The organism is Amycolatopsis silviterrae (genome assembly GCF_042684085.1).
Lineage (GTDB): Bacteria > Actinomycetota > Actinomycetes > Mycobacteriales > Pseudonocardiaceae > Amycolatopsis > Amycolatopsis silviterrae.
In genome coordinates this window covers 52,221-75,057 of record NZ_JBHUKS010000012.1, presented here as the reverse complement: position 1 = coordinate 75,057, position 22,837 = coordinate 52,221, and the positions used below count along the sequence as shown (strand labels likewise).

Sequence of the window (22,837 nt, the reverse complement as noted above, 5' to 3'; positions counted from 1 at the left end):
GGTGCCCGCACGCGGTCCCGCGCCCACCGCTGTGCTTGTCGGCGGGAAAGACGCACAAGTGCCGCACAGGCCGCGGAGGTAGGTTGTGCGCCATGACGCTCCCCCACAGTCCCGAAAGGACACCCGTCGTCGTCACCGGCGGCAGCGGTTTCATCGGCCGCGCTGTCGTGCGCGCGTTCCGTGAGTGCGGCTATCCGGTCACTGTCGTGGACCGCGTGCGCTACGAGACGACGGACGAGGGAGTGCGCGTTGTCGTAGGAGATCTGCGAGACGCCGAAACCCGCGAAGACGCTGTCGCCGCAGGCGTTGGCGGGATCGTGCACCTCGCCGCGCTGACGTCCGTGTTGAAGTCGGTAGAGCTGCCACGCGACACATACGCGGAAAACGTCGCGGTGACACAGGAACTTCTCGAACTGTGCCGCGCACGCGAAGTGCCACGGTTCATTCTCGCGTCTACGAACGCCGTGATCGGCGATGTCGGCACTAACACGATCACGGTCGACCTGCCCACGAAGCCGCTTACGCCATACGGTGCTACGAAAGCAGCCTGCGAGATGCTGCTGTCGGGCTACGCCGGCGCGTACGGCATCACGACGTGCGCGTTGCGCTTCACCAACGTGTACGGGCCCGGTATGTCGCACAAAGACAGCTTCGTCCCGCGCATGATGCGCGCAGCGTTGAATAATGAAGGCGTGCGTGTGTACGGCACCGGAGAGCAGCGTCGCGACCTCGTGCACGTACACGACGTCGTACGCGCGATCGTGCTCGCGTACGAGAGCGGCTACACCGGCCGTGCGATCGTCGGCGCCGGACGTTCCGTGTCAGTGCTGGAAATGGTCGAGACCGTGCGCGCGGTGACCGGGGCCAAGCTGCCGGTCGAGCACGTGCCCGCCCCGGCCGGCGAGATGCCCGCGGTGGTCGTGGACGTGTCGGCGAGCGCGGAAACCATCGGCTACCAGCCGGAAATCACCTTGGCCGACGGCCTCGCCACGGCGTGGAAGTACTTCTCCGGGCTGAACCGGGCCGAGGCGCCGTGACCGGATTCCTCCGCCGCCACGCGTTCCTGCTGGTGCTCCTCGCCGCGGGAACCACGCTGCGGGTGCTGTCCTGGATCGCCTACCGGCCGGCGCTGCTGTACATCGATTCGTTCCGGTACCTGGACAATCTGCAAGCGTTGCGCGCCGACGGGATCAACCCGGTCGGCTACGACCTGCTGCTGCGGCCGCTGCTCGCGGTCGGCGGGCTGTCGTTCGTCGCCGCGGTGCAGCATCTGGGCGGGCTGGCGATCGCGGTCGGGATCTACGCGCTGGCCCGGCGGCTCGGCGCCCGCAACTGGGTGAGCGCGCTCGCTGCCGCGCCGCTGCTGCTCGACGCCTACCAGGTGCAGATCGAGCAGAACATCATGGCCGAGGTGCTGTTCGAGGCGCTGTTGCTCGGGCTGTTGTGGCTGGTGCTGGCCAAGGGAAAGCCGAACTGGCGTCGGATCGCGCTCGCCGGTCTGGTGGTCGGAGCCGGGGTGCTGGTGCGGCTGATCGGCATCACGATCGCCGCGCCGTTCCTGCTGTACGTGCTCGCCGCGGGCAGCGCTTGGCGTTCGTGGCGCGGCTGGCGCAACGCTGGCATCGGGTTGCTCGGGATCCTCGTCGTCGTGGTCCCGTACGCGGCGAAAGTCAAGGCGGAGACCGGACAATGGGGGCTGAGCGGGCCGTCCGGCAGCATGCTCTACGGGCGCACCGCCGCGGTGGCGGACTGCGCGAAACTCCAGCTAGACCCGGTGGTACGGCAATTCTGCCCCACCGAACCGGTCGAGAACCGGCTGGTCGACAACTACACTCACGCCGACCTCGACCCAGCGTGGCCCGGGCCGCTGCCGCCCGGCGCGGACAAGGGCGCGCTGGCACACGAATTCGCCGTCACCGCGCTGAAAGCGCAGTGGTGGGACGTCACGACCTCGATCCTCGGCGACTTCGCGAAAAGCTTCCAGTTCACCCGCTACACCGCGCCCACCGACGTGCCGATCGACCGGTGGCAGTTCCAGCTGACCTACCCGGAGTTCGCCGATCCCGCCGCGGTCAAGGCGGTCACGCAGCAGTACGACGGCACCGATCCCCAGGTCGACGAGCCGATCGCGGCGTTCCTGCGCGACTATCAGCTCAACGGCGGGTTCGTGCCCGGCGCGGTGCTCGGGTTCTTCGCGCTCCTCGGCCTGCTCACCGTCCTGCGCCGCAAGAAACCCCGGCACATCGCCCGCGGCGGCGCGCTTTTCGCTGCCGGCACTGGGTTGTTCCTGCTGTTCGCGTCCGCGATGTTCGAGTTTTCCTGGCGCTATCAGCTTCCCGCGCTCGTGCTGTTGCCGGTCGCCGGCGCGCTCGGGTTCACGACGCTCACCGTGGCAAGCCGTCGTCGGCTCGGCAGTTATCCAGACACTGTCGACGAAGGCGCTATCGCGGACTTCCACGAGCGGCATCCCGGCGCGAAGCTGTCCGAGCTGACCGTGGTGATCGCCGCGTACAACGAAGCTGGCGGCATCGGCCAGGTACTGGAGAAGATGCCGGACGAGTGCCTCGGGCGGACTGTCGACGTCCTCGTGGTCGTAGACGGCGGTACGGACAACACTGCGGCCATCGCGGAAGACCATGGCGCGTACGTGTGCGTCACACCGACTAACCGCGGCCAGGGCGCCGCGCTGCGTCTCGGGTACCACCTTGCCACCGAGAACGGCGCGAGGTACATCGTCACCACGGACGGCGACGGTCAGTACGACAACAGCGAAATGGCCGAACTCGTCGCGCCGCTGCTGGACGGCACCGCGGATTTCGTGACGGGCTCTCGGCGGCTGGGGCACGAAGAGGCCGATAGCCGGGTGCGCTGGGTCGGCGTACGCGTGTTCGCGTGGCTCGCGTCGGTGCTGACCTGGCGACGGATCACCGACACGTCGTTCGGATTCCGTTCGATGCGCGCGGAACTCGCGTGCGCGATCCCGCTGAACGAACCGCAGTACCAATCGTCGGAACTCCTGCTGGGCGCGACCGCGCGAGGCGCGCGCGTGCTCGAACGGCCGATGAGCATGCGGCTGCGCAAGGCGGGCAAGAGCAAGAAGGGCGGCAGCGTCGTGTACGGCGCGAACTACGCGCGGGTCATGACCGGGACGTGGTGGCGGGGCTACGTGCTGCGCCGCGGGCGAAAACGAACCGGTCGAGCATCGTGAACTTCACGACGAACACCAGTGCGTAGCTGAACACGTACGCCGCGTCGAGCAGCACTACCCACCAGAAGTGCGGCAGCCGCAGCGGCGCGAGCAGGTGGCCGGCGAGCGTGGTCAGCCCGACCGAGGCGAGGCCGCCGAGCGAGATGACGAGGACGTAGGGCAGCAGCTCGCGGCCCACTTCGGGACGGCCGCGGCGGCCCCACACCCAGCGCCGGGTGAGGAAGAAGTTCAGCACCGCGCCGGCCGCGAACGCGCACGCGCTGGCGAGCCACGGGGCCCCGTCCGCGGCGAGCACCGCGATCAGCGCGGCCTGGCTGAGCAGGGTCGCGGCCACCGAACTGGCGGCCGCGCGCACGAACCGGACCGCGCCGCGGCGGCGCGGTCCCGGCGATTCTTCCGTCGTGCGGCGGTTCGCCGGGTTGGTTACCGTCGTCATGTCCCCAGTTTCCCCTCGGGCCGCCGGTTCCGCCGCGCGGCCCCCCGGCCCACAGCGGATTCACAGCTGGCTGCCAGGCGAACATCAGCGGCCCGCGATTAGGTTCGGATCTGCCACCGCGACATCGGGTTGCCACCGAGGAACGCGTCTGTCGCGGCAAACGAAAGGAAGGGTGCTCTGGATGCGAGTGCTGGTTCTCGGCGGTGACGGTTACCTGGGCTGGCCCACTGCGCTCCACCTGTCGGACAAAGGCCACGAAGTGGCGGTTCTGGACAACTTCGCGCGGCGGCAGTACGACGTCGAACTCGGCGCCGAGAGCCTGGTCCCGATCGAAGACCTGAGCACCCGCACCGACGCGTGGCACGCGGTGTCCGGGAAAAGGATCGCGCGCTACGAAGGAGACCTGCTCGACGCGGAATTCCTCTTCGAGACGGTGCGCGAATTCCGGCCTTCCGCGATCGTGCATTACGCCGAGCAGCGGTCCGCGCCGTATTCGATGATCGACCGCGAGCACGCCGTCTACACGCAGCACAACAACGTGGTCGGCACCCTCAACCTGCTGTACGCGATCGCCGAGATCGACCCGGACATCCACCTGGTCAAACTGGGCACGATGGGCGAGTACGGCACCCCGAACATCGACATCGAGGAAGGCTGGCTCGAGATCGAGCACAACGGCCGCCGCGACCGGATGCTGTACCCGAAGAAGCCGGGCTCGTTCTACCACCTGTCCAAGGTGCACGACTCGCACAACATCGAGTTCGCCTGCCGGATCTGGGACCTGCGCGCGACCGACCTCAACCAGGGCGTCGTGTACGGCCAGCAGACCCCGCAGACCGCCCTCGACCCGCGGCTGGCCACCCGGTTCGACTACGACGCGGTGTTCGGCACGGTGCTCAACCGGTTCGTCATCCAGGCCGTGCTGGGCCAGCCGCTCACGGTGTACGGCAAGGGCGGGCAGACGCGCGGCCTGATCGACATCCGCGACACCGTCGAGTGCATCCGCCTCGCGGTGGAGAACCCCGCCGGGCGCGGCGAGTTCCGGGTGTTCAACCAGATGACCGAGAGCATGTCGGTGCGCCGGATCGCCGAGGTCGTCGCCGACCGCTTCCCCGGGCCGGTGCAGATCGAGAACCTCGACAACCCCCGGGTGGAGCAGCCGGAGCACTATTACAACGTCAAGCACACCGGGCTGGTCGGGCTGGGGCTGGAGCCGCATCTGCTGTCGGACACGCTGATCGAGTCGATGTTCGACATCGTGGGGGCGAACAAGCACCGGGTGAACGACGAGCGGATGCGCCCGACGGTGCGCTGGCGCGGGGCTGTCGAAGCTTCCTGAGCGGCGCATGCTCGGGCCTTCCAGACCACATCGCCGCCAACGCGAGGCGGTGCCACGAGCGCGGTTGAGTGGCATCCGACCAGGCCGAAGAGCCTGACGAGGCCGAGTTGGCCGTTGGCGGGCCAGGACGGGGCAGCGGCCGCAAGGTCCGGGCCGCGGTCCGCCTGTTGACTGTCCACAAAGGACACCCAGGTCAATGAAATGCCCGATTAGTGCCGACCTGCCCGTTTCTTCAAGTCTGTGAGAGACTCCCTGAGGGAATCAGATTCCTTCAGGGAGTCCCTCACGGACGACACACTCCACTCCCGCCGCGCCCCCAACGCCGCCTCAAGTCCCCGGCATGGGGAATCAGAGCCCGTCAAGGAGACCATCACCGACCACGAACCCGCCCCGCGCGCTCCGCCGTGAGTCCCTGGTAGCGGCTCGGAACCCCTCGAAGATCAACCCCATCCCGCCCCGCTCAGGCAAGCGCGCCGGAAATTGTCGGTGCCGGATGGGATGCTCTTCCGGTCAGCCCCGGAAGGGGACGGAACCGGAAGAGCGGCAAGGAAACGTGGGGGACGAAGGAGCGGCGCGGTGGAGCCCGGAGCGGGTGCTCGAACTCGCGCCGGACGCCGCGTCGGCGAAAGCCGGGCGCGGGCAGGCGGCGCCGGCGAAGTGGTCGGACACGGGCGCGTCGGCCCGTGCCGTCTGGGGCGCGTGCCAGGGCAGCGGGAAGCGGCCGTATCAGACGACGGTGGAGGTGGCCGGGCCCGCGTTCCGGTGCACCTGCCCGAGCCGGAAGTTCCCGTGCAAGCACGCCCTGGGGCTGCTGCTGCGCTGGTCGGACGGCCAGATCCCCCGCGCGGAGGAGCCCGGATGGGTGCAGACGTGGCTGGACGAACGGGCCGCGCGGGCGGAACGAGCCGAGAAGAAGACGGACGCGCCGAAGGATCTCGAAGCGGCGGCGAAGCGGGCGCAGGAGCGGCTCGCGCGCGTCACCGCGGGGGCCGCTGAGCTGCGCGGATGGCTTGCGGACCGGGTGTCCGCCGGGTTCGCGACGTTCGAGCGCGGCGGCACCGAGGAGCTGAACACGGTCGCGTCGCGGATGGTCGACGCGCAAGCGCCCGGTCTGGCGGGCGGCCTGCGCCGAGCGGCGGCGCTGGTCGGCCGGGGCCGGGACTGGCCGGATCGGCTGCTGGCCGAGTTGTCGCTGGTCTACGTGCTCGCGGACGCGGCGAACCGGCTGGAGTCGCTGCCTGCCGGCCTCGCCGACACAGTACGGACCCGGCTCGGCTTCTCCGTCGGCAACGCGCAGGTGCTGGAGTCCGGCGAACGGGTGCCGGACCAGTGGCTGGTCACCGGCGCGGCCGACGAGGAACAGGATTCGCTGCGCAGCAGGCGCACCTGGCTGCGGGGCAAGCGCAGCGGCCGGGACGCGCTGGTGCTGTCGTTCGCGCCGCCGGGGCGTCCGCTGGACAGTTCGCTGCCGCCGGGGTTCGTGGTCGCGGGCGAGCTGGTGTTCTATCCGGGCGCGGTGCCGCTGCGCGCGGTGTTCGATCATCGCGAGGAACCGGTGGCCCCGGATACCGCCCCGGTCGGCGGCACGTTCGCTGCTGCGCTCGCCGGGCACGCCGCCGCGCTCGCGGCCGATCCGTGGCTGGACCGGTGGCCGGTGCTGGTGGGCGATCTCCGCCCGGCCCGGCACGGCGAGGGCTGGGCATTGTCCGATGTGGACGGTGCGGCGCTGCCACTGGTGGCGGCGATGGATCCGTGGCCGCTGCTGGCGCTCTCGGCCGAGCGGCCGGTCACTGTCGCCGCGGAGTGGACCACCGCGGGCTTGCGGCCGTTGAGCTGCTGGCATCAGAACGGGATGGTGCGACTGTGACCGCCTGGGACGACCTCGTCGGCACCGTTCTGCTCGGCACCCGCCGCAGGACTGTCGACCTCGCCAGTTTGCCTTCCGGGGTAACGGAAATCGCCGGACAGCGCACCGAACCCGCCGACCAAGCGCTGGTCGCCGCAGCGGCGTTCACTGGGTATCGGCGCGCCGGGCAACGGCCGCTCGCCGGCGTCGAACCCGAGTCCGCCGCCGCGCCGGACAGCCGCCCGTTCGTCCCCGCCGTGGCGCGGGCGCGGCTCGGGCATCTGCTGGGCGCCAACCGGCCCGAACTGGTGGAGGAATGGCTCATCACGGTGGCGGACAAGGGATTCCGCGTGCCCGTCGAGCGGCTGCCCGCGCTGGCCGACGCGGCGCGCACCCGGGTGTCGCTGCGGGCTCCGCTCGCCACCGTCGCCGGTCCGGTCGGCGCGTGGCTCGGCGAACGCAACCCGGATTGGGCGTTCCTGGTCGCCGCCGACGACGACACCAGCGACGACGCCTGGGAGTTCGGCACCGCCGCACGACGGCAGGCGTGGCTGGAGCGCGTGCTCGGCACCGATCCCGCTCGCGCGCGGGAGACTCTCGCGGCGGCCTGGAGCAATGAGCCCGCCGATCTCCGGGCGACGTTCCTGTCCCTGCTCGGCGAGCATCTCACCGATGAGGACGAGCCGTTCATCGAGGCAGCGCTCGGAGACCGGGCGGCCGGGGTGCGCGACATCGCGCTGCGGCTGATCGGCCGGTACCCCGATTCGACCTCCGGCGAGCGGATGATCGAGCGGATGCGGTCCTGTGTCACCGTGCGCAGCCGCGCGCTCCGGGCCGACGTCCTCGAATTCACCCCGCCGGAGCCGGACGACAGCCTGCAGCGCGACGGCATCCGCGTGCCGGCCGGTCCCGGTCAGGGCACCGCCCGGTTGCGCGCGATCATCGCCGCCACTCCCCTGCGGTTCTGGGCCGAGTACGGCACCCCGGGCGAACTGGCCGGGATGCTTGTCGAAGGCCCGCCGCTCAACGTGGTGCGCGAAAGCTGGGCCACCGCCGCGCTCCGGCAACGCGACGAACAGTGGGCGCAAGCCCTCGTGGAAGCCGAACCGGGCGGACGCAGCACCGCGGCGCTCATCGGCGTGCTGTCGCCCGAACAGCAGGCCGCCACGGTCGCGAAGCTGACGCGCGGGCTGCCGGTCGAAGCCCTCACGCGGCTCATCCTCGACCTGCCGCAGCCGTGGCCGGCCGCGCTCGGCACGGTGCTGCTCGACTGGGTCGCCGGCCAGCGAGATCACCGGCTGGTCGCGCACGCGGCCGCGCTGATCTCGAAAGCCGTGCCGGTCCCGTGCCTGAACCACCCGCTGGCCGAGATCCCGCTTCCCGGCGAGGCCGCCCCGTGGCGGCGCGCAGTCGCCGAAACCCTGTCCTTCCGCCGTGAAATGCACAAGGAGCTAGCATGACCTCCCCCGTCCTCCGGCCGCACGCCGAACAGGAATACGCCGGCGAACTGGCCGCCCTCGCCGCGGCCGACGACCGGGCGAAGCCGCCGTCGTGGCGGCTTTCGCCGTGGGCGGTGGTCACCTACCTGCTCGGCGGGAAACTCGACGACGGCACCGAGATCAGCCCGAAGTACGTCGGCCCGCGCCGGCTGATCGAGGTCGCGGTCGCCACCCTCGCCACCGACCGCGCGCTGCTGCTGCTCGGCGTGCCGGGCACGGCGAAAACCTGGGTGTCCGAACACCTCGCGGCGGCGATCAGCGGGGACTCCACGCTGCTCGTCCAGGGCACCGCGGGCACCTCCGAGGAGCAGATCCGCTACGGCTGGAACTACGCGCGGCTCATCGCCGAAGGCCCGAGCGACCAGGCGCTGGTCGAAAGCCCGATCCTGCGCGCGATGCGCGACGGCAAGGTCGCCCGGCTCGAGGAGCTCACCCGCATCCCGGCGGACGTGCAGGACTCGCTGATCACCATCCTGTCCGAGAAGACGCTGCCGATTCCCGAACTCGGCGCCGAGGTGCAGGCCCGGCCGGGTTTCACGCTGGTCGCCACGGCGAACAACCGGGACAAGGGCGTCAACGAGCTGTCGAGCGCGCTGCGGCGGCGGTTCAACACCGTCGTGCTGCCGCTGCCGGACACCGCCGAGGCCGAGGTGGAGATCGTCCGGCGGCGGGTCGGCCAGCTGGGGACCGCGCTGTCGCTGCCCGCCGAAGCCGCCGATCTCGCCGAAATCCGGCGCGTGGTCACGGTTTTCCGCGAGTTGCGGGCCGGCCGCACCGAAGACGGCCGCACCGCGGTGAAAACGCCGTCCGGCACGCTCTCCACCGCGGAAGCCATCAGCGTGCTCACCGGCGGTCTCGCGCTGGCCGCGCATTTCGGCGACGGCGTGCTGCGCGCGCAGGACGTCGCGGCCGGGATTCACGGTGCGGTCGTGAAGGATCCGGTGGCCGACAGCGCGATCTGGAGCGAGTACCTGGAGACCGTCGTGCGCGAGCGGGAGGGCTGGGCCGACTTCTACCGGGCAGGCCAGGAGATCGCCGGATGAGCACCCATCTCCTCGGCATCCGGCACCACGGCCCCGGTTCGGCGCGGGCGGTGGCCGCCCGCCTCGCCGAACTGGAACCGGACGTGGTGCTGATCGAGGGACCGCCGGAGGCGGACCAGCTCGTCGACCTCGCCGCGGACGACGACATGCGGCCGCCGGTCGCGTTGCTGGCGTACGCGTCCGACGACGTGTCGCGGGCGGCGTTCTGGCCGTTCGCGGTGTTCAGCCCGGAATGGCAGGCGCTGCGGTACGCCGCCGCGGCCGGAGTGCCGGTGAAGTTCTGCGATCTTCCGGCGGCACACCAGTTCGCGCTCGGCGAGGAGCGGACCGCACCCCGCGCCGACCCGCTCGCGGAACTCGCCGCGGCGGGCGGGTACGACGATCCGGAACGCTGGTGGGACGACTTCGTCGAATCCCGCCGGGGCGAGGAATCGCCGTTCGAGGTGATCGCCGACGCGATGACCGCGCTGCGCGAAGGCGACCGCCCGGACGATCCGCACGAACAGCGCCGCGAGGCGTACATGCGCACCGTGCTGCGCAAAACGCGGAAGGAAGGCTACGAACGGATCGCGGTGGTGTGCGGGGCCTGGCACGTGCCCGCGCTGGCCGATCCGCTGCCGCCCGCGTCCAAGGACCAAGCTGTCCTCAAAGGACTGCCGAAGCGGAAAGTCGTGTGCACGTGGGTGCCGTGGACGCACGGCAGGCTCGCGTCGGTCACCGGTTACGGCGCGGGCGTCCGCTCCCCCGGCTGGTACCACCATCTGTTCAGCACCGCCGACGACGTCACCGTTCGGTGGCTCACCGCCGTCGCCGGTGTGCTGCGCGAGGAAGACCTGCCCGTCTCCACCGCGCACGTGATCGAGGCCGTGCGGCTGGCCGACACGCTGGCCGCGCTGCGCGGCCGGTCCTCCGCCGGGCTGGCCGAGGTCGACGCCGCCACCCGGGCGGTCCTGTGCGGAGGCGACGACGTCCAGGCCGACCTGGTCACCCGGCGGCTGGTGGTCGGCGAACTGCTCGGCGAGGTCCCGGACCGCGTCCCGCAGGCCCCGCTGGCCGCCGATCTCACCGCCACCGCCCGGCGGCTCCGGCTCAAACGCGAGCCCCAGGCCAAGGAACTGGACCTGGACCTGCGCACGCCCGGCGGCCTGGACCGGTCGCGCCTGCTGCACCGGCTGCAGATCCTCGGCATCCCCTGGGGCGAGCCGGAACTTTCGTCGGTCCGGAGCAAGGGGACCTTTCGCGAAACCTGGACCCTGTGCTGGGAGCCCGGTTTCGAGGTCGACCTGGTCGCGGCCGCGGTGCACGGAACCACCGTGCCCGCCGCCGCCACCGCGGTGGTCCGCGAAACGGTCGCCGAATCTCCCTCGCTCGCCGACATCACCGCCGCGGTAGAACGCTGCCTCCTGGCCGACCTGGGCGACGCGCTGCCGGAAACCCTCGCCGCCCTGGACACCCGGGCCGCCGCCGACGCCGACGTCGCGCACCTCATGACGGCCCTGCCTCCGCTGGCGCGGGCGACCCGCTACGGCGACGTCCGCGGCACGGACACCGCGCGGCTGCGCGAGGTCGCCGACCGGATCCTCACCCGGGTCTGCGCCGGGCTCCCGCCCGCGGTGCACGGCATCGACGAGGACGCCGCGGCACAATTCTGCGAACTGGTCGACGACGTCCACGAGGCCACCGACCTCCTGGGCGACGCCGCCCGGGACCGCTGGTTCACCGCCCTCGCCCGCTTGTCCGCCCGCGATTCGCTGCCTCCGCTGCTGGCCGGCCGCATCGTGCGCCTGCTGCACGACGCCGACCTGCTCGACGGCGCCGAGGTGGAGATTCGCCTTGGCCGCATGCTCACCCCCGGCGTCACCCCGACCGACGGCGCGGGCTACGTCGAAGGCTTCTTCGCCGGCGGCGCGCTCCTGCTGGTCCACGACGAACGCATGCTGCGCGTCGTCGACACCTGGCTGACGTCGATCCCGCCCGAGGTCTTCACTGAGGTGCTTCCCTTGCTGCGCCGCACTTTCGGTGCGTTCGCCGGTCCGGAAAAACGCGCGATCGGCGAACGCGCCGCCACCCTGTCCGGCGCCCGCCGAGCCGCCCCGGCGCTCGCCGAGGACCTGGACGAGATCCGCGCCGCGGCCGCCCTGCCGGTATTCGCCACTCTCCTGGGAGCCACGCCATGACCGATCCCGAACGCCTCCGCCGCTGGCGCCTGGTGCTGGGCGGAGACTCCGACGGCACCGGACACGCACTGTCCGAAGGAGACACCGGCGTCGACAACGTGCTGGCCGCCCTTTACGACGAAGGCCCCAAGAACCCGCGCAGCGGCGGCCAGCGCAGCGGCGGCTTGCAAGCCTCCGCACCCCGCGTCGCGCGCTGGCTGGGCGACATCCGGCAGTACTTCCCCGGCTCGGTCGTCCAGGTCATGCAACGCGACGCCGTCGACCGGCTGGGCATCACCCGGATGCTGCTGGAACCGGAGCTGCTGAGCGCGGTGGAACCGGACGTCCACCTGGTCGGCACCCTGTTGTCCCTCAACAACGTCCTGCCCGAGGAGACGAAGGAAACCGCACGCACCGTCGTCCGCAAAGTCGTCACGGAGCTGGAAGAACGCCTCGCCGAACGCACCCGGGCGGCAGTCCGCGGTGCACTGGACCGCGCGTCCCGCACCCAACGCCCTCGCGGCGCGGACATCGACTGGGACCGCACCGTCCGCCGGAACCTGAAACACTACTCCCCCGAGCTGAAAACCATTGTGCCCGAACAGCTTTTCGGCTTCGGCCGCCGGGAGCACAGCGTCCGCCGGGACGTGATCCTGGCCGTCGACCAGTCCGGCTCGATGGCGGAATCCGTGGTGTACTCCGGCGTTTTCGGCGCGGCTCTCGCCTCGATGCGTGCACTGAGCACGAAATTCGTCGCATTCGACACCGCGGTCGCCGACCTGTCCGACCACCTGGACGACCCCGTCGACGTCCTCTTCGGCACCCAGCTAGGCGGCGGCACGGACATCAACCGCGCGTTGGCCTACTGCCAAGGACTGGTGGAACGCCCGGAGCAGACGCTGTTGGTGCTGATCAGCGACCTGTACGAAGGCGGAGTACGCGACGACCTGCTGCGCCGGGTAGCGGACCTGGTCGGATCCGGGGTGCAGGTGGTGACGCTGCTGGCGCTGTCGGACTCCGGCGCGCCGTTCTACGACCGCGAGAACGCTGCGGCGCTGAGCGAACTGGGTGTGCCTGCTTTCGCTTGCACGCCGGATCTGTTTCCGGATCTGATGGCCGCCGCGCTCCGGAGGGAGGATTTGAGCCGCTGGGCCGCCTCGGCTACGGCTGAGTGAGCGCGTGCCGGGGAGACGCTGGTGGACCGACCTGCGCCGGGACGGCGAGGACATCAGACTCTCCGGGGCGGGCCACGCTGCGAAACTACCCAGGCTCAGTGCGGGAAACCCCGAAACCTGCCCGGCCCGAAGCCACCGCCGCGCCGGTTACGCCGCCACCGGATTCAGCGCGGGCAGCGTGAAACCCGCCCGTGCCAACGCCGCCGCTGCGGCTGTGTCACCGCCAGGCACACCGCAGACGACCCAGCCTCCAACCGATGCCGACGCCAGCCCGACTACGCCACCACCAAACCCACCAAAGACTGCCCCCACCCACGCCAAACCCGCCACCCCACCGGATATGTCACCATCGGGGCATGGGAACCACCCCCACCCAGCTCTCCCAGTTGCGGCAGCTGCGCATGGCCAAAGACGCCATGGACCGGGACTGGGCCAATCCCCTAGACCTCGACGCCGTCGCCGCGCACGCCGGGTACTCGCGCTACCACTTCGTCCGGCTCTTCCGGGCCGTCTACGGGCAGACGCCCGGCCAGTACCTCAGCCGACGCCGGATCGAGCGGGCTGAAGACCTGTTGCGGACCGCCGATCTGTCCGTCACCGAAATCTGCGCCCTGGTCGGCTTCAGCAGCCTCGGCTCCTTCTCCGCGAGCTTCAAGAAACACACCGGCCTCACCCCGAGCGAATACCGGGCCCGCAACGTCAGGCGCGGCGAAGGCCTGGTCCCCGGGTGTTACGCACTGCTGTGGCACGGGGGTTTCAAGGGCCTCGGCGAAGAGCGCAATTCTTGAGAAGCCCGGCGGTCGGCTCCGTAACTACGGTGGATCTCAGTGAGCGGGCGAACGGCGCCCGCGAGTACTGAGGAGCTGTCCGTGATCAAGGGCATGTCCATCGCCAACGTCTGGGTCCTCGACCACGACCGCGCCAAGGAGTTCTACACCGGGAAGCTGGGCCTCGAAATCCGCACCGACCTGACGATGGGCGACGGCGGGATGCGCTGGCTCACCGTCGGGGCCAAGGACCAGCCGGATCTCGAGATCACCCTGATGGTCCCCGGCCCGCCCGCGCTCGACCCGGAGTCCGCCGAGGCGCTCAAGAAACTCGTCGCCAAGGGGGTGCTCGGCGCGGGCGTTTTCGCGACCGACGACATTCACGGCGATTACCAGACCTTGAAGGCGCGCGGCGTCGAGTTCCTGCAGGAGCCGCAAGAGCGGCCCTACGGCACCGAGGCCATTTTCCGCGACGATTCCGGCAACTGGTTCTCCTTCACCCAGCGTCGCGAGAATCTGGATCTCGACCGGGATTGGAGTTGCTGACGGAGATCAAGCAGCGCGGTCGAAGCGCAGCACGCCGTCGTTGAGCCGGCGCAGTCGCAGGTCGGCGGCGTCCAGCACGTAGTTCTGCCGCATCAGCCACGGCCGCCGGTTTCCCTGGCGCGGCAGCACCGTGGAGGCTCTGGTGAGATAGCCCGACGTCAGGTTCATCAGCGGCCGCCGTTGTGCCGCCGGGATCGCGGGCGGGCGGGGCACGCAGGTGTCGAAACCCTTGCGGGACAGGTGATTCAGCAAGCGGCACACGTACTGGGCGACGAGGTCCGACCGGAGCGTCCACGACGCGTTCACATAGCCGACGCACCACGCGAGGTTCGGCACCCCGGCGAGCATCATTCCCTTGTACACCAGCTGTTCCGACGGCTCGATCGCCCGGCCGTCCACGCTCAGCTCGATGCCGCCGAACGCGATCACCCGCAGCCCGGTCGCGGTCACGACCACGTCCGCGGGCAGTCGCGAGCCCGATTCCAGCGCGACGCCGTCCGGCGTGAACCGGTCGATCCGGTCGGTGACGACGTCCGCTTTCCCGCTGCGGAGTGCCCGGAAGAAATCCGCCCCGGGCGTCAGGCACAGCCGTTGATCCCACGGCTGGTACTGCGGCGAGAAATGCGGGTCGACCGGGATCGAGGCCGGAAGCTGCTTCGCCGCCGCGTCCCGCAAGAAGCGTGCCGCGCGTTCGGGCTGTCGTCGGGAGAACTGGTACAGCAACGTCGTCACCAGGACGTTCTTCGCCCGCACCACGTGGTAGGCCAGCCGCGCGGGCAGGATTCCCCGCAGCCGGCGGGAGAGCGAGTCCGTCCACGGCCGCGACAGGACGTAGCTCGGCGAGCGCTGCAGCATCGTCACCGATTCCGCCTGCGCGGCCAGCTCCGGGACCAGCGTCACGGCGGTGGCCCCGCTGCCGATCACCACGACTCGTTTGCCCGCGCAGTCCAGGTCCTCCGGCCAGAACTGCGGATGCACGATCTCGCCGCGGAATTCGTCGCGGCCGGGGAAATCGACGACGTGCCCGTCCTCGTAGCTGTAGTAGCCGCTGCACAAAAACAAGAAAGAGCAGGTGAAGGTGACGATCTCGCCCTCGTGGAGGGCGTCCACCGTCCAGCGGGCCGACTCCGACGACCAGGCCGCCCGCACCACCCGGTGGCCGAACCGGATGTGCCGGGAAACCCCGTAGTGCGCGGCGGTCTCCCGGATGTACTCCAGGATCTCCGCGCCGGACGCGATCGCCTCCGGCTTGCGCCACGGCCGGAACGGGTAGCCGAGCGTGAACATGTCCGAATCCGAGCGCACGCCCGGGTACCGGAAAAGGTCCCAGGTTCCGCCGATCGTGTCCCGGGTTTCGAGGACGGCGTACGTCCGGCCCGGCGACTGCTGCCGCAGCCGGCAGGCCGCGCCGACGCCGGACAGCCCGGCCCCCACGATCAGGACATCGAAATGCGCCAAGATTCCTCCCCGCTGGACCGACTGGACCGGCCGGATCCGCTGGACCCGTTCGACGGGCTCCAGCCTAAGGCCGCGGCCGCGCCGAAGTGGGGCCCCGCCGGGCCAGGCCGGGAACCACCGGCCCGGCGGGGAAAACCGTGCTCACCGCAGGGGGACGATCTTGGTGGCGCCGAAGGTGTCCTTGAGCGGAACCTCCACCGTGCGCCGCCGCACCGTCACGCGGACGCTGTCCTGCAGCTGCGTCGGGTCGGAAACAGCGACGCTGTTCCGGCCGAGCGCTACCGAAGCCGGTCCTGAGACGGATACCTCGTCTACGGTACCCGCACTGTAGAAGTTTGCCAGCAGTGTGTTATCCCACAGCCGCAAGGCCTGGACATCGGCCGTATTGGCCCGGACGCGCCACGCGAGCACCGAAGCGACCGTCCCGACCACCGACGCGCCGGGCAGAACCGCGTACGCGTACTTCGCGTCCACCGGCTTCGCGCCGTGTTCGATCACCAGTTTCTGGTACCGCCGCGTGTTCGGCGTAGTAGTGCCCTTCGTGTTGGCACCGGTGTCGACGTCGCGCCACGCGCCGGTCCGGTCTTCGCGCAGCGCGGTGACCTCGGCGTTGTCGAGCAAGACGTACCCGCCGACATGATCGAGGTGCAGCCAGCGCGGCCGGTGCAGCGTGCTCGAATCGCCGACTACGCGTGCGTCGGCCAGCAGCGTGCCGCGTCCGTTTTCGCCGAGGTTCCGGTTTTCGATCGTGGTCCGGACGGCTTGCCCGGACGCGTCGGTGATCCCCGCCCCGAGGCAGACAATGCCCGACGGAGTGAAGAACCACGACTTCTTCGCTGACAAAGAACCGTCTTCGGACACGAAATCCATCGCGTACGCACCGTGCCGCGCGTCCCAGCGCACGCCGCCGACGTGCGCCTTCGTCGTCAGCGGCGTGCCCGCCAGCGGCCCTGGCGGACCGGCCTTCGCGGTGGTGCCCGGCAGCAGAGCCGGATCGGCAGTCGGCCAATAAGCGTCCGAGTAGTGGCCTTTCGCGTTGGGAAGGAACAAATACAGGACACCGTCGCCGACGTGCCAGCCGTGCAGATTCATCCCGTTGATCGACTCGTAGCGCGAGATCCGCTGGGAACCGACGCCGAGCGACGCGGACCAGCCCTCGGTCACGTGCACCATCCGGTCCTGCTGGCCGAAGATCCGGTGCGCCGCGACGATCGGCGCGGGCCGGACGCGGCCGGCGAGCATCTCCTGGGCGAACTCGATGCCCGGCGTCGCGACGAGGTCCGGGCCCGGCGCGAACCGTTCGGGATCGGGGATCTCCAGGAACGGCGCGTACGTGCCTTCCTTGATCCACTTGGCGGCGAGCCCGGCCAGTTCGGACTTCACCGGTCCGGTCGCCGACCGCGCGAGGACCAGAGTCGCGACCGTCAGCTGGTGTCCGATGTCGTGCCCGGTTTCGCCTTGGCGCGAGAGCATCCGCCCGCGCACCGGCTCCATCAGCGCACCCGCGTAGACGAACGGCGCGAACGTGTCGCCGACCAGCGCGTACACCTGCTGCTTGAGGTCGTCCGGCAGCGCGTACTCGGTGCCTTCGGTAACGTGGATCGTCCCGGCGAGCGCGGTGAGCAGGACGATGCCGTAGTGGCCGGGGTACGGGATCGTGTCGTGCTGGATGAACGAGCCGTCGGCGTGGAAGCCGTCGCCCGCCGCGCGGTCCAGCTTCGCCAGGACGCTGGCCGCTCCCCCGCCGGCGACGTCGGTGATCGCGTCGATGCCGGTCCGGATCCACGCGGTGTCGCCGGTCAGCGCGCCGGACACGATCGAGATCAGCGCCTTGTCCGCGCGGTTCGCGCCGGTTTCGACGACCTTCGGGTTGTTCGCGCGCAGGTTCGGGTTGCCGACGAACCGCTTGACCGGGCTGACGTACCGCGCCAGCTCCTCGGCGGTCAGCTGGTCGGCGACCGTGACGAGGGTGTGCAGCAGGTAGTACGGCACGCCGATCTCGTAGGTGTACCAGTTGCCGATCTCGCCGACCTGCGGGTTGTACTGGCTGGCATAGATCAGCTCCAGCGCCTTCTTGATGCCGTCGAGCACCTTCGGATCGCCCGACAGCGTGCCGCCCGGCGTCCCCCAGTCGACCGCGATCGCGCGCAGCCGGGCGTACATCGACGTCGTGTAGTCGCTGCCCGGGCCCAGCGGCAGGTCGGTCCACAGTGGACCGTTTCCGGAGACCGTCATGCTGTCGTAGTACGACTTCGCGACCCGGCCGAGGTTCCTCAGCGCGGCCGTGCGTTCCGGCGACGGACGGTTGATGCCCGTCTGCAGCTCGCGGTAGCCGGTGACGATGGTCTTCAACGGATCAGCGGAAGCCCGCGACGAGGGCGCGGCGAACGCTGGGCGCGCGGTGGCAACGAGCGCGGCGGCGAGGGCACCGCCGCGCAAGGCGGTTCTGCGGGTCACGGGCATGACGGTGCCTCCCAGTGGGGTTGGTCGTGAGTGGCAATCCCGGTTAGAACCGGGATTGCCACTCACGAGGGGGTCTGCTCAGCGCGCTCCGTCCACACGGCGCGGCAGCTGCCACGGGTTCGCCTCCTGCAGGGCCTCCGGCAGCAGCGCGTCCGGGAAGCTCTGCCACGCCACCGGGCGCAGGAAGCGTTCGATGGCGGCGGTGCCGACCGAGGTCGTGGTCGGCGCGGTCGTCGCCGGGTACGGGCCGCCGTGCTGCTGCGCCCAGCTGACCGTGACGCCGGTCGGCCAGTCGTTCCACAGCAGCCGCCCGGCCAAGCGGGTCAGCGACGGCAGCAGCGGACGCACGAAGTCGGCGTCGCCGTCCTCGCCCTGCACCGTCGCGGTGAGGCCGGGTTCGAGGCTGTCCAGCACCTCGATCAGCTCGGCCTGGTCCGAGTAGGTGACGATCAGCGACGCCGGGCCGAAGTGCTCCTCACGAACGGCCTCGCCGCCCGCCAGGAATTCCTTCGCGGTGGTCGCCAGCAGCGACGGCGTGAACGCGTCGCCGTCCTGCGTGCCTTCCACCACCGATTCGACGCCCGATACCGCGCGCAGATCCGCCAGCTTCTGCGCGAACCCGGCCGCGATGCGGTCGTTCAGCATCTCCTGCTGAGCCACCGCGCTGACCGCCTCGCGCAGATGCGAGGCCAATCCGTGGCCTTCGGGCAGGAACAGCAGACCCGGCTTGGTGCAGAACTGGCCCGCGCCGAGGCTGAACGACCCCGCGTAACCCGCAGCCACCGCTTCACCGCGCGCGGCCACCGCACCCGGCGTGACGACGACCGGGTTGACGCTGCCCAGCTCGCCGTAGAACGGAATCGGCGTCGGCCGCGAGACCGCGATGTCGAACAACGCGCGCCCGCCCGGCACGGAACCGGTGAACGCGGCGGCGGCAATCCGCGGGTCCTTGAGCGCCGTGACGCCCTGTTCGACCCCGTGGATCACCGCGAACGCACCCTCCGGCGCACCCGCGGCGGTCAACGCCTGCGCGACGATCTCGCCGGTCCGCGTCGAAAGCTCCTCGTGCCCCGGGTGCGCCTTGAGCACCACCGGACACCCCGAAGCCAGCGCCGACGCGGTGTCGCCGCCCGCGACACTGAACGCGAACGGGAAGTTGCTCGCGGCGAACACCAGCACCGGCCCGATCGGCACGAGCACCCGGCGCAGGTCCGGCCGGGCGCCCATCGGCCAGGCCGGGTCGGCGTGGTCGACGGTCGCGCCCAGGAATTCGCCGTCCCGCAGCACCTCGCCGAACAGCCGCAGCTGGAACGTCGTCCGCGCGAGTTCGCCCTTCAGCCGCGGCGCGGCCGGGAGGCGAGTTTCCTGGTGTGCCAACGGGATCAGCTCTTCGGCGGCGGCGTCGAGCGCGTCCGCGGCGGCGGCCAGCCAGCGCGCCCGCTCGGCCGGCGTGCTTTCGGCGAACGGACGGGCGGCCGCCGCGGCGGCGGCCAGCACGTTTTCCAGTTCCGGGGCGGAAGTTTCGCGGCTCAATGGATCTCCTCGTCGAACACGGTTCAGGGCGCCGAGTGCGCGGCGGCGGTGGCGGCGTGCAGGTCCGGCCAGCGCGCAGGCCCGGCGAGGCCCAGGTGGTACAGGTGCAGTTCGGTCGCGCCGGCCTTGGCCAGCTCGGCCACGTACGCCTCGATGTCCGGCACGGCACTCGCCGCGACCGCCGTGATGTAGCTGCCGATCGCGACCCGTTCCGGCAACGCCCGCCGCGCGGCCGCGACCGCGTCGACGCTGCCCTGGCCCGGGGCCCAGTTCTGCAGCACCACCGTCTCCGCGTCGTCGGCGGCCGTCGGCGTGAGACCAGGCAGCGCTCCGGTGACCCACGGGTCGAGCGCACCGTGCAACACCACCCGCGTGCCTGGTTCCAGCACCGCCAGAACCGCCGCGCGCAACGCGTCAGTCGCCTGCTGCCGTCCGGAAAGCAGTTTCTCTTTTAACTCAGCCGGGAGTCTATCCTCGACCACCGACAAATCCGCCGTACCGATCAGCCGCTGCACCTCAGCACGCAAAATCTCGCGGACATCCGATGCGTCAAGGCCAGTCCAGCCGTCCGCACAAGCGTCGCAGCAGCAGATCGACAACAGCCGCGCGGTAGCCGGTGCCCACACGCCGTCGGTCTTCTCGTGCTGATGCTGGTGCACCCCGCCGAGCGGACCGCACGCCTCCAGCAGCACCGACGAAAGCTTCAGCCCCGCAACGGATTCCGCCGTCAGCGTCGCCGCGTACTCGCGTACCGCAGGCTGCGCCGGGCACAGCGCCCACGGGTACGTCTCGCCGAAGCAGTTGCGCACGGCGTACTGCGGGAATTCGGTGCCCAGCTGCGAGTTGTGCGTGAGCACGATCCACGCGGCCGCCGGGATTCCGGCCTCGTTGAGCCGCCGGACAGCGTCGCCGCCGCTGTCCTCCGCCGACACCCAATCCGGTGTGGCCGGCACCAGATCCCGGCCCGCCCACGCCTCCGCGCGCACCGGCCGGTACAGCGCGGCGGTCCGCGCGACCACCGAAGTCCGCTCCGTCGACCACGGCGTCGCGGCCCGCGCGCTGTGGTAGGCCAAGGCCACCGCGACCTCGTCGACCCCCAGATCCTGCACTCGCTCGGCGAACGCGGTCTCGCCGAGCACGTCCCACGGATACGCGTATCCGGTCACCTTCACCGGCTCACCACCTCGCCGTGTTCGGCTCGAAGCCGGGCGTGTACTTGCGCATGTACGTCACATCGTCCCGTTTGGTCAGTCCACATCGGACATAGTCCTCGTGCGCCCTGGCGAGCGCGTCCTGGTCCAGCGTGATCCCGAGCCCGGACCGGTCCGGCACCGCCACCGCTCCTTCGACGAAATCCAGCACACCCGGCTCGATCACGTCGGCAGTCTTCCACGGCCAGTGCGTGTCGCAGGCATACGTCAGGTGCGGGGTCGCAGCCGCGACGTGCACCATCGCGGCGAGGCTGACGCCGAGGTGGCTGTTCGAGTGCATGGACAGCCCGACGCCGAAGCTTTCGCAGGCCACCGACAGCGCCTGGGTGTCGCGCATGCCGCCCCAGAAGTGGTGATCAGACAGCAGCACACCGATCGCGCGCGCCCGGAAGGCCGGCTCCACGTCGCCGAAATTCACCACGCACATGTTGGTGGCCAACGGCATGCTCGCCTCACGCGCAACACGCGCCATGCCTTCGATGCCGGGCGTCGGATCTTCGAGGTACTCCAGCACGCCGTCGAGTTCGGCGGCCACCCGGATGCTCGTCTCGGGCGTCCACGCCGCGTTCGGATCGATGCGCAGCGGGTGCCCGGGGAACGCTTCGGCGAGCGCGCGAATGCCCTCGATCTCCTGCTCCGGCGGGAAAACCCCGCCCTTGAGCTTGATCGAACGGAACCCGTACTCGTCGACCATCCGCCGCGCCGAACCGACCAGCGCTTCCGGCGTGCGGATGTCGCCCCAGCTGTCCTCCTCGGCCCCGAGGTGCGCGCCGTACTTGTAGAACAAGTACGCGGAGAAGTCGACGGCGTCGCGCGCCTTCCCGCCGAGCAGGTCCGCGACCGGACGGCCGAGGAAGTGCCCCTGCGCGTCCAGGCAGGCGACCTCGAACAGCGAGTACACGCTGGCGATCGTCTTGCGGATGGAGAACCCGCCGATCAGCCCGTGCTCGTCGGTCAGCACTGTGCCGGCGAGCGTGCGCGCGACGATCCGCTTGAGGCCCGGCAGATCGAACACGTCGTGTCCGGCCAGCTCCGGCAGCACCTTGCGCACCTCGCCGAGGAACGCCGCGTCGCCGTACGACTCGCCGAGGCCGACCACGCCATCGTCGCACACCACCTGGACCACGCTGCGCAACGCGAACGGCTCGTGCACGCCCATCACGTTCAGCAGCGGTGCGTCCGCGAAGGCGACCGGGGTCAGCACCACGTCCCGGATCTGCATCAGAGGCCTTTCAGCACGGCGAAACCGGTCTCGACGACCTTGCCCAGCCGGTCGATCTGCTCGGGCGTCGGCTCGATCAGCGGCGGCCGGACCGTGCCGACCTTGTCGCCGCGCAACCGGGCAGCGGCCTTCACCAGCGACACCGCGAAGCCGGGCGTCTCGTCGCGCAACGCCACCAGCGGCAGGTAGAACCCGGCGAGCAGCGCGTCCATCGTCGCGTTGTCCTCCTCGGCGAGCGCGCGATGGAAGCGGTGCGCGATCTCCGGCGCGAAGCAGTGCACCGCCGAGGAGTAGCGCGCGACGCCAGCCGCCGCGTACGCCTTCGCGGACACCTCGGCGGTCGGCAAACCGTTGAAGAACAAGAAGTCCGCGGACCGCTGTGTGCCGAGCGCGCGGATCGTGGTGACGATCCGAGTCATCGCTTCGACGTCGCCGTAGCCGTCCTTGATCCCGACCACCGACGGGATGTCCAGCAGCTTCGCCGCAGCCGGCGCGGTGAAGACGCCCGTGCTGCGGTGGTAGACGATCACCGGCACGGAGGTGTCGCCGATCGCGTAGCGCACGTAGTCGACCAGACCGTCCTGCGGCCCGGTGACCAGGTACGGCGGAAGCAGCAGCACCCCGTCGGCGTTCCCCGCCTGCGCCGCCGCGACGCCCGCGCGCGCACCCGCGGCACCGCCGCCCGCGCCGACCCACACCGGCACGCGGCCGTTCGCCACCTCGCGCGCCTTCGCCAGCAGCGCGGCGACCTCGTCGACCGACAGCGAGCTGAACTCCCCGGTGCCGCACGCGACGAACAGCGCGCCCGCACCGGCGGCGATGTGGCTCTCCACGTTCTCCGCGAACCCGTCGAGGTTGATCTCGAGGGCTTCGGTGAAGGGGGTCAGCGGGAACGCCAGCAAGCCGTCCAGCTCGATCTCGGTCTGTGCCATCAG

17 protein-coding genes are annotated in these 22,837 nt (G+C 70.5%); 10 read left to right on the top strand and 7 right to left on the bottom strand.

Annotation, left to right across the window (positions count from 1 at the left end):
• Nucleotides 1-92: 92 nt before the first annotated feature.
• Nucleotides 93-1,037, top strand: coding sequence for an NAD-dependent epimerase/dehydratase family protein (locus ACFSVL_RS17810; protein WP_378305485.1), 945 nt, complete (start codon nucleotides 93-95; stop codon nucleotides 1,035-1,037).
• Nucleotides 1,034-3,208: a glycosyltransferase family 2 protein gene (locus ACFSVL_RS17805; RefSeq protein ID WP_378305483.1), complete on the top strand. Its 2,175-nt coding sequence runs from the start codon at nucleotides 1,034-1,036 to the stop codon at nucleotides 3,206-3,208. The genes ACFSVL_RS17810 and ACFSVL_RS17805 overlap by 4 nt, the downstream gene beginning before the upstream one ends.
• Here the strand turns inward: ACFSVL_RS17805 and ACFSVL_RS17800 are convergent.
• The gene (locus ACFSVL_RS17800) at nucleotides 3,138-3,644 is read right to left on the bottom strand and encodes a GtrA family protein (RefSeq protein WP_378305481.1); all 507 of its coding nucleotides are present in this window, start codon (nucleotides 3,642-3,644) and stop codon (nucleotides 3,138-3,140) included. The two genes, ACFSVL_RS17805 and ACFSVL_RS17800, sit on opposite strands and share 71 nt — an antisense overlap.
• Before the next feature lie 181 nt (nucleotides 3,645-3,825).
• Here ACFSVL_RS17800 and ACFSVL_RS17795 point away from each other — a divergent pair, with 181 nt between their 5' ends.
• The 8 genes from ACFSVL_RS17795 to ACFSVL_RS17760 all read left to right on the top strand — a co-directional run bounded on the left by ACFSVL_RS17795 (nucleotide 3,826) and on the right by ACFSVL_RS17760 (nucleotide 14,015).
• Complete coding sequence (locus ACFSVL_RS17795) at nucleotides 3,826-4,983, top strand: NAD-dependent epimerase/dehydratase family protein (RefSeq protein WP_378305479.1); 1,158 nt, start codon at nucleotides 3,826-3,828, stop codon at nucleotides 4,981-4,983.
• 553 nt (nucleotides 4,984-5,536) lie between these two features.
• Nucleotides 5,537-6,850 carry an SWIM zinc finger family protein gene (locus ACFSVL_RS17790; RefSeq protein ID WP_378305478.1) on the top strand — a complete coding sequence of 438 codons (1,314 nt, stop codon included), beginning with the start codon at nucleotides 5,537-5,539 and terminating at the stop codon, nucleotides 6,848-6,850.
• Nucleotides 6,847-8,289, top strand: coding sequence for a DUF5691 domain-containing protein (locus ACFSVL_RS17785; RefSeq protein ID WP_378305476.1), 1,443 nt, complete (start codon nucleotides 6,847-6,849; stop codon nucleotides 8,287-8,289). The genes ACFSVL_RS17790 and ACFSVL_RS17785 overlap by 4 nt, the downstream gene beginning before the upstream one ends.
• The gene (locus tag ACFSVL_RS17780; RefSeq protein ID WP_378305474.1) at nucleotides 8,286-9,371 is read left to right on the top strand and encodes an ATP-binding protein; all 1,086 of its coding nucleotides are present in this window, start codon (nucleotides 8,286-8,288) and stop codon (nucleotides 9,369-9,371) included. Before ACFSVL_RS17785 ends, ACFSVL_RS17780 begins: the two co-directional genes overlap by 4 nt.
• Nucleotides 9,368-11,548 carry a DUF5682 family protein gene (locus ACFSVL_RS17775; RefSeq protein WP_378305472.1) on the top strand — a complete coding sequence of 727 codons (2,181 nt, stop codon included), beginning with the start codon at nucleotides 9,368-9,370 and terminating at the stop codon, nucleotides 11,546-11,548. The genes ACFSVL_RS17780 and ACFSVL_RS17775 overlap by 4 nt, the downstream gene beginning before the upstream one ends.
• The gene (locus ACFSVL_RS17770; RefSeq protein ID WP_378305471.1) at nucleotides 11,545-12,702 is read left to right on the top strand and encodes a VWA domain-containing protein; all 1,158 of its coding nucleotides are present in this window, start codon (nucleotides 11,545-11,547) and stop codon (nucleotides 12,700-12,702) included. Before ACFSVL_RS17775 ends, ACFSVL_RS17770 begins: the two co-directional genes overlap by 4 nt.
• A gap of 356 nt (nucleotides 12,703-13,058) precedes the next feature.
• The gene (locus ACFSVL_RS17765) at nucleotides 13,059-13,490 is read left to right on the top strand and encodes a helix-turn-helix transcriptional regulator (RefSeq protein ID WP_378305469.1); all 432 of its coding nucleotides are present in this window, start codon (nucleotides 13,059-13,061) and stop codon (nucleotides 13,488-13,490) included.
• Nucleotides 13,491-13,529: 39 nt separating this feature from the next.
• Nucleotides 13,530-14,015 (top strand): VOC family protein, encoded by a 486-nt coding sequence (locus ACFSVL_RS17760; RefSeq protein ID WP_378305467.1) that lies wholly within the window; start codon nucleotides 13,530-13,532, stop codon nucleotides 14,013-14,015.
• Nucleotides 14,016-14,021: 6 nt separating this feature from the next.
• Here the strand turns inward: ACFSVL_RS17760 and ACFSVL_RS17755 are convergent, their stop codons facing one another.
• The 6 genes from ACFSVL_RS17755 to ACFSVL_RS17730 all read right to left on the bottom strand — a co-directional run bounded on the left by ACFSVL_RS17755 (nucleotide 14,022) and on the right by ACFSVL_RS17730 (nucleotide 22,834).
• Entirely contained in the window at nucleotides 14,022-15,476 is a 1,455-nt protein-coding gene (locus ACFSVL_RS17755) for a flavin-containing monooxygenase (protein ID WP_378305841.1), read from the bottom strand.
• A gap of 138 nt (nucleotides 15,477-15,614) precedes the next feature.
• A complete protein-coding gene (locus ACFSVL_RS17750) occupies nucleotides 15,615-17,936 on the bottom strand; it encodes a polysaccharide lyase 8 family protein (protein ID WP_378305465.1) in 2,322 nt (773 codons plus the stop codon).
• A 78-nt stretch (nucleotides 17,937-18,014) separates the two neighbouring features.
• Nucleotides 18,015-19,469 carry an aldehyde dehydrogenase (NADP(+)) gene (locus ACFSVL_RS17745; protein WP_378305463.1) on the bottom strand — a complete coding sequence of 485 codons (1,455 nt, stop codon included), beginning with the start codon at nucleotides 19,467-19,469 and terminating at the stop codon, nucleotides 18,015-18,017.
• A 23-nt stretch (nucleotides 19,470-19,492) separates the two neighbouring features.
• Entirely contained in the window at nucleotides 19,493-20,641 is a 1,149-nt protein-coding gene (locus ACFSVL_RS17740) for a hypothetical protein (protein WP_378305462.1), read from the bottom strand.
• Nucleotides 20,642-20,645: 4 nt separating this feature from the next.
• On the bottom strand, nucleotides 20,646-21,902 hold the full coding sequence (locus ACFSVL_RS17735; protein WP_378305460.1) for a glucarate dehydratase family protein: 1,257 nt from the start codon (nucleotides 21,900-21,902) through the stop codon (nucleotides 20,646-20,648).
• Nucleotides 21,902-22,834, bottom strand: coding sequence for a 5-dehydro-4-deoxyglucarate dehydratase (locus ACFSVL_RS17730; protein ID WP_378305458.1), 933 nt, complete (start codon nucleotides 22,832-22,834; stop codon nucleotides 21,902-21,904). Before ACFSVL_RS17730 ends, ACFSVL_RS17735 begins: the two co-directional genes overlap by 1 nt.
• Between the last annotated feature and the right edge of the window lie 3 nt (nucleotides 22,835-22,837).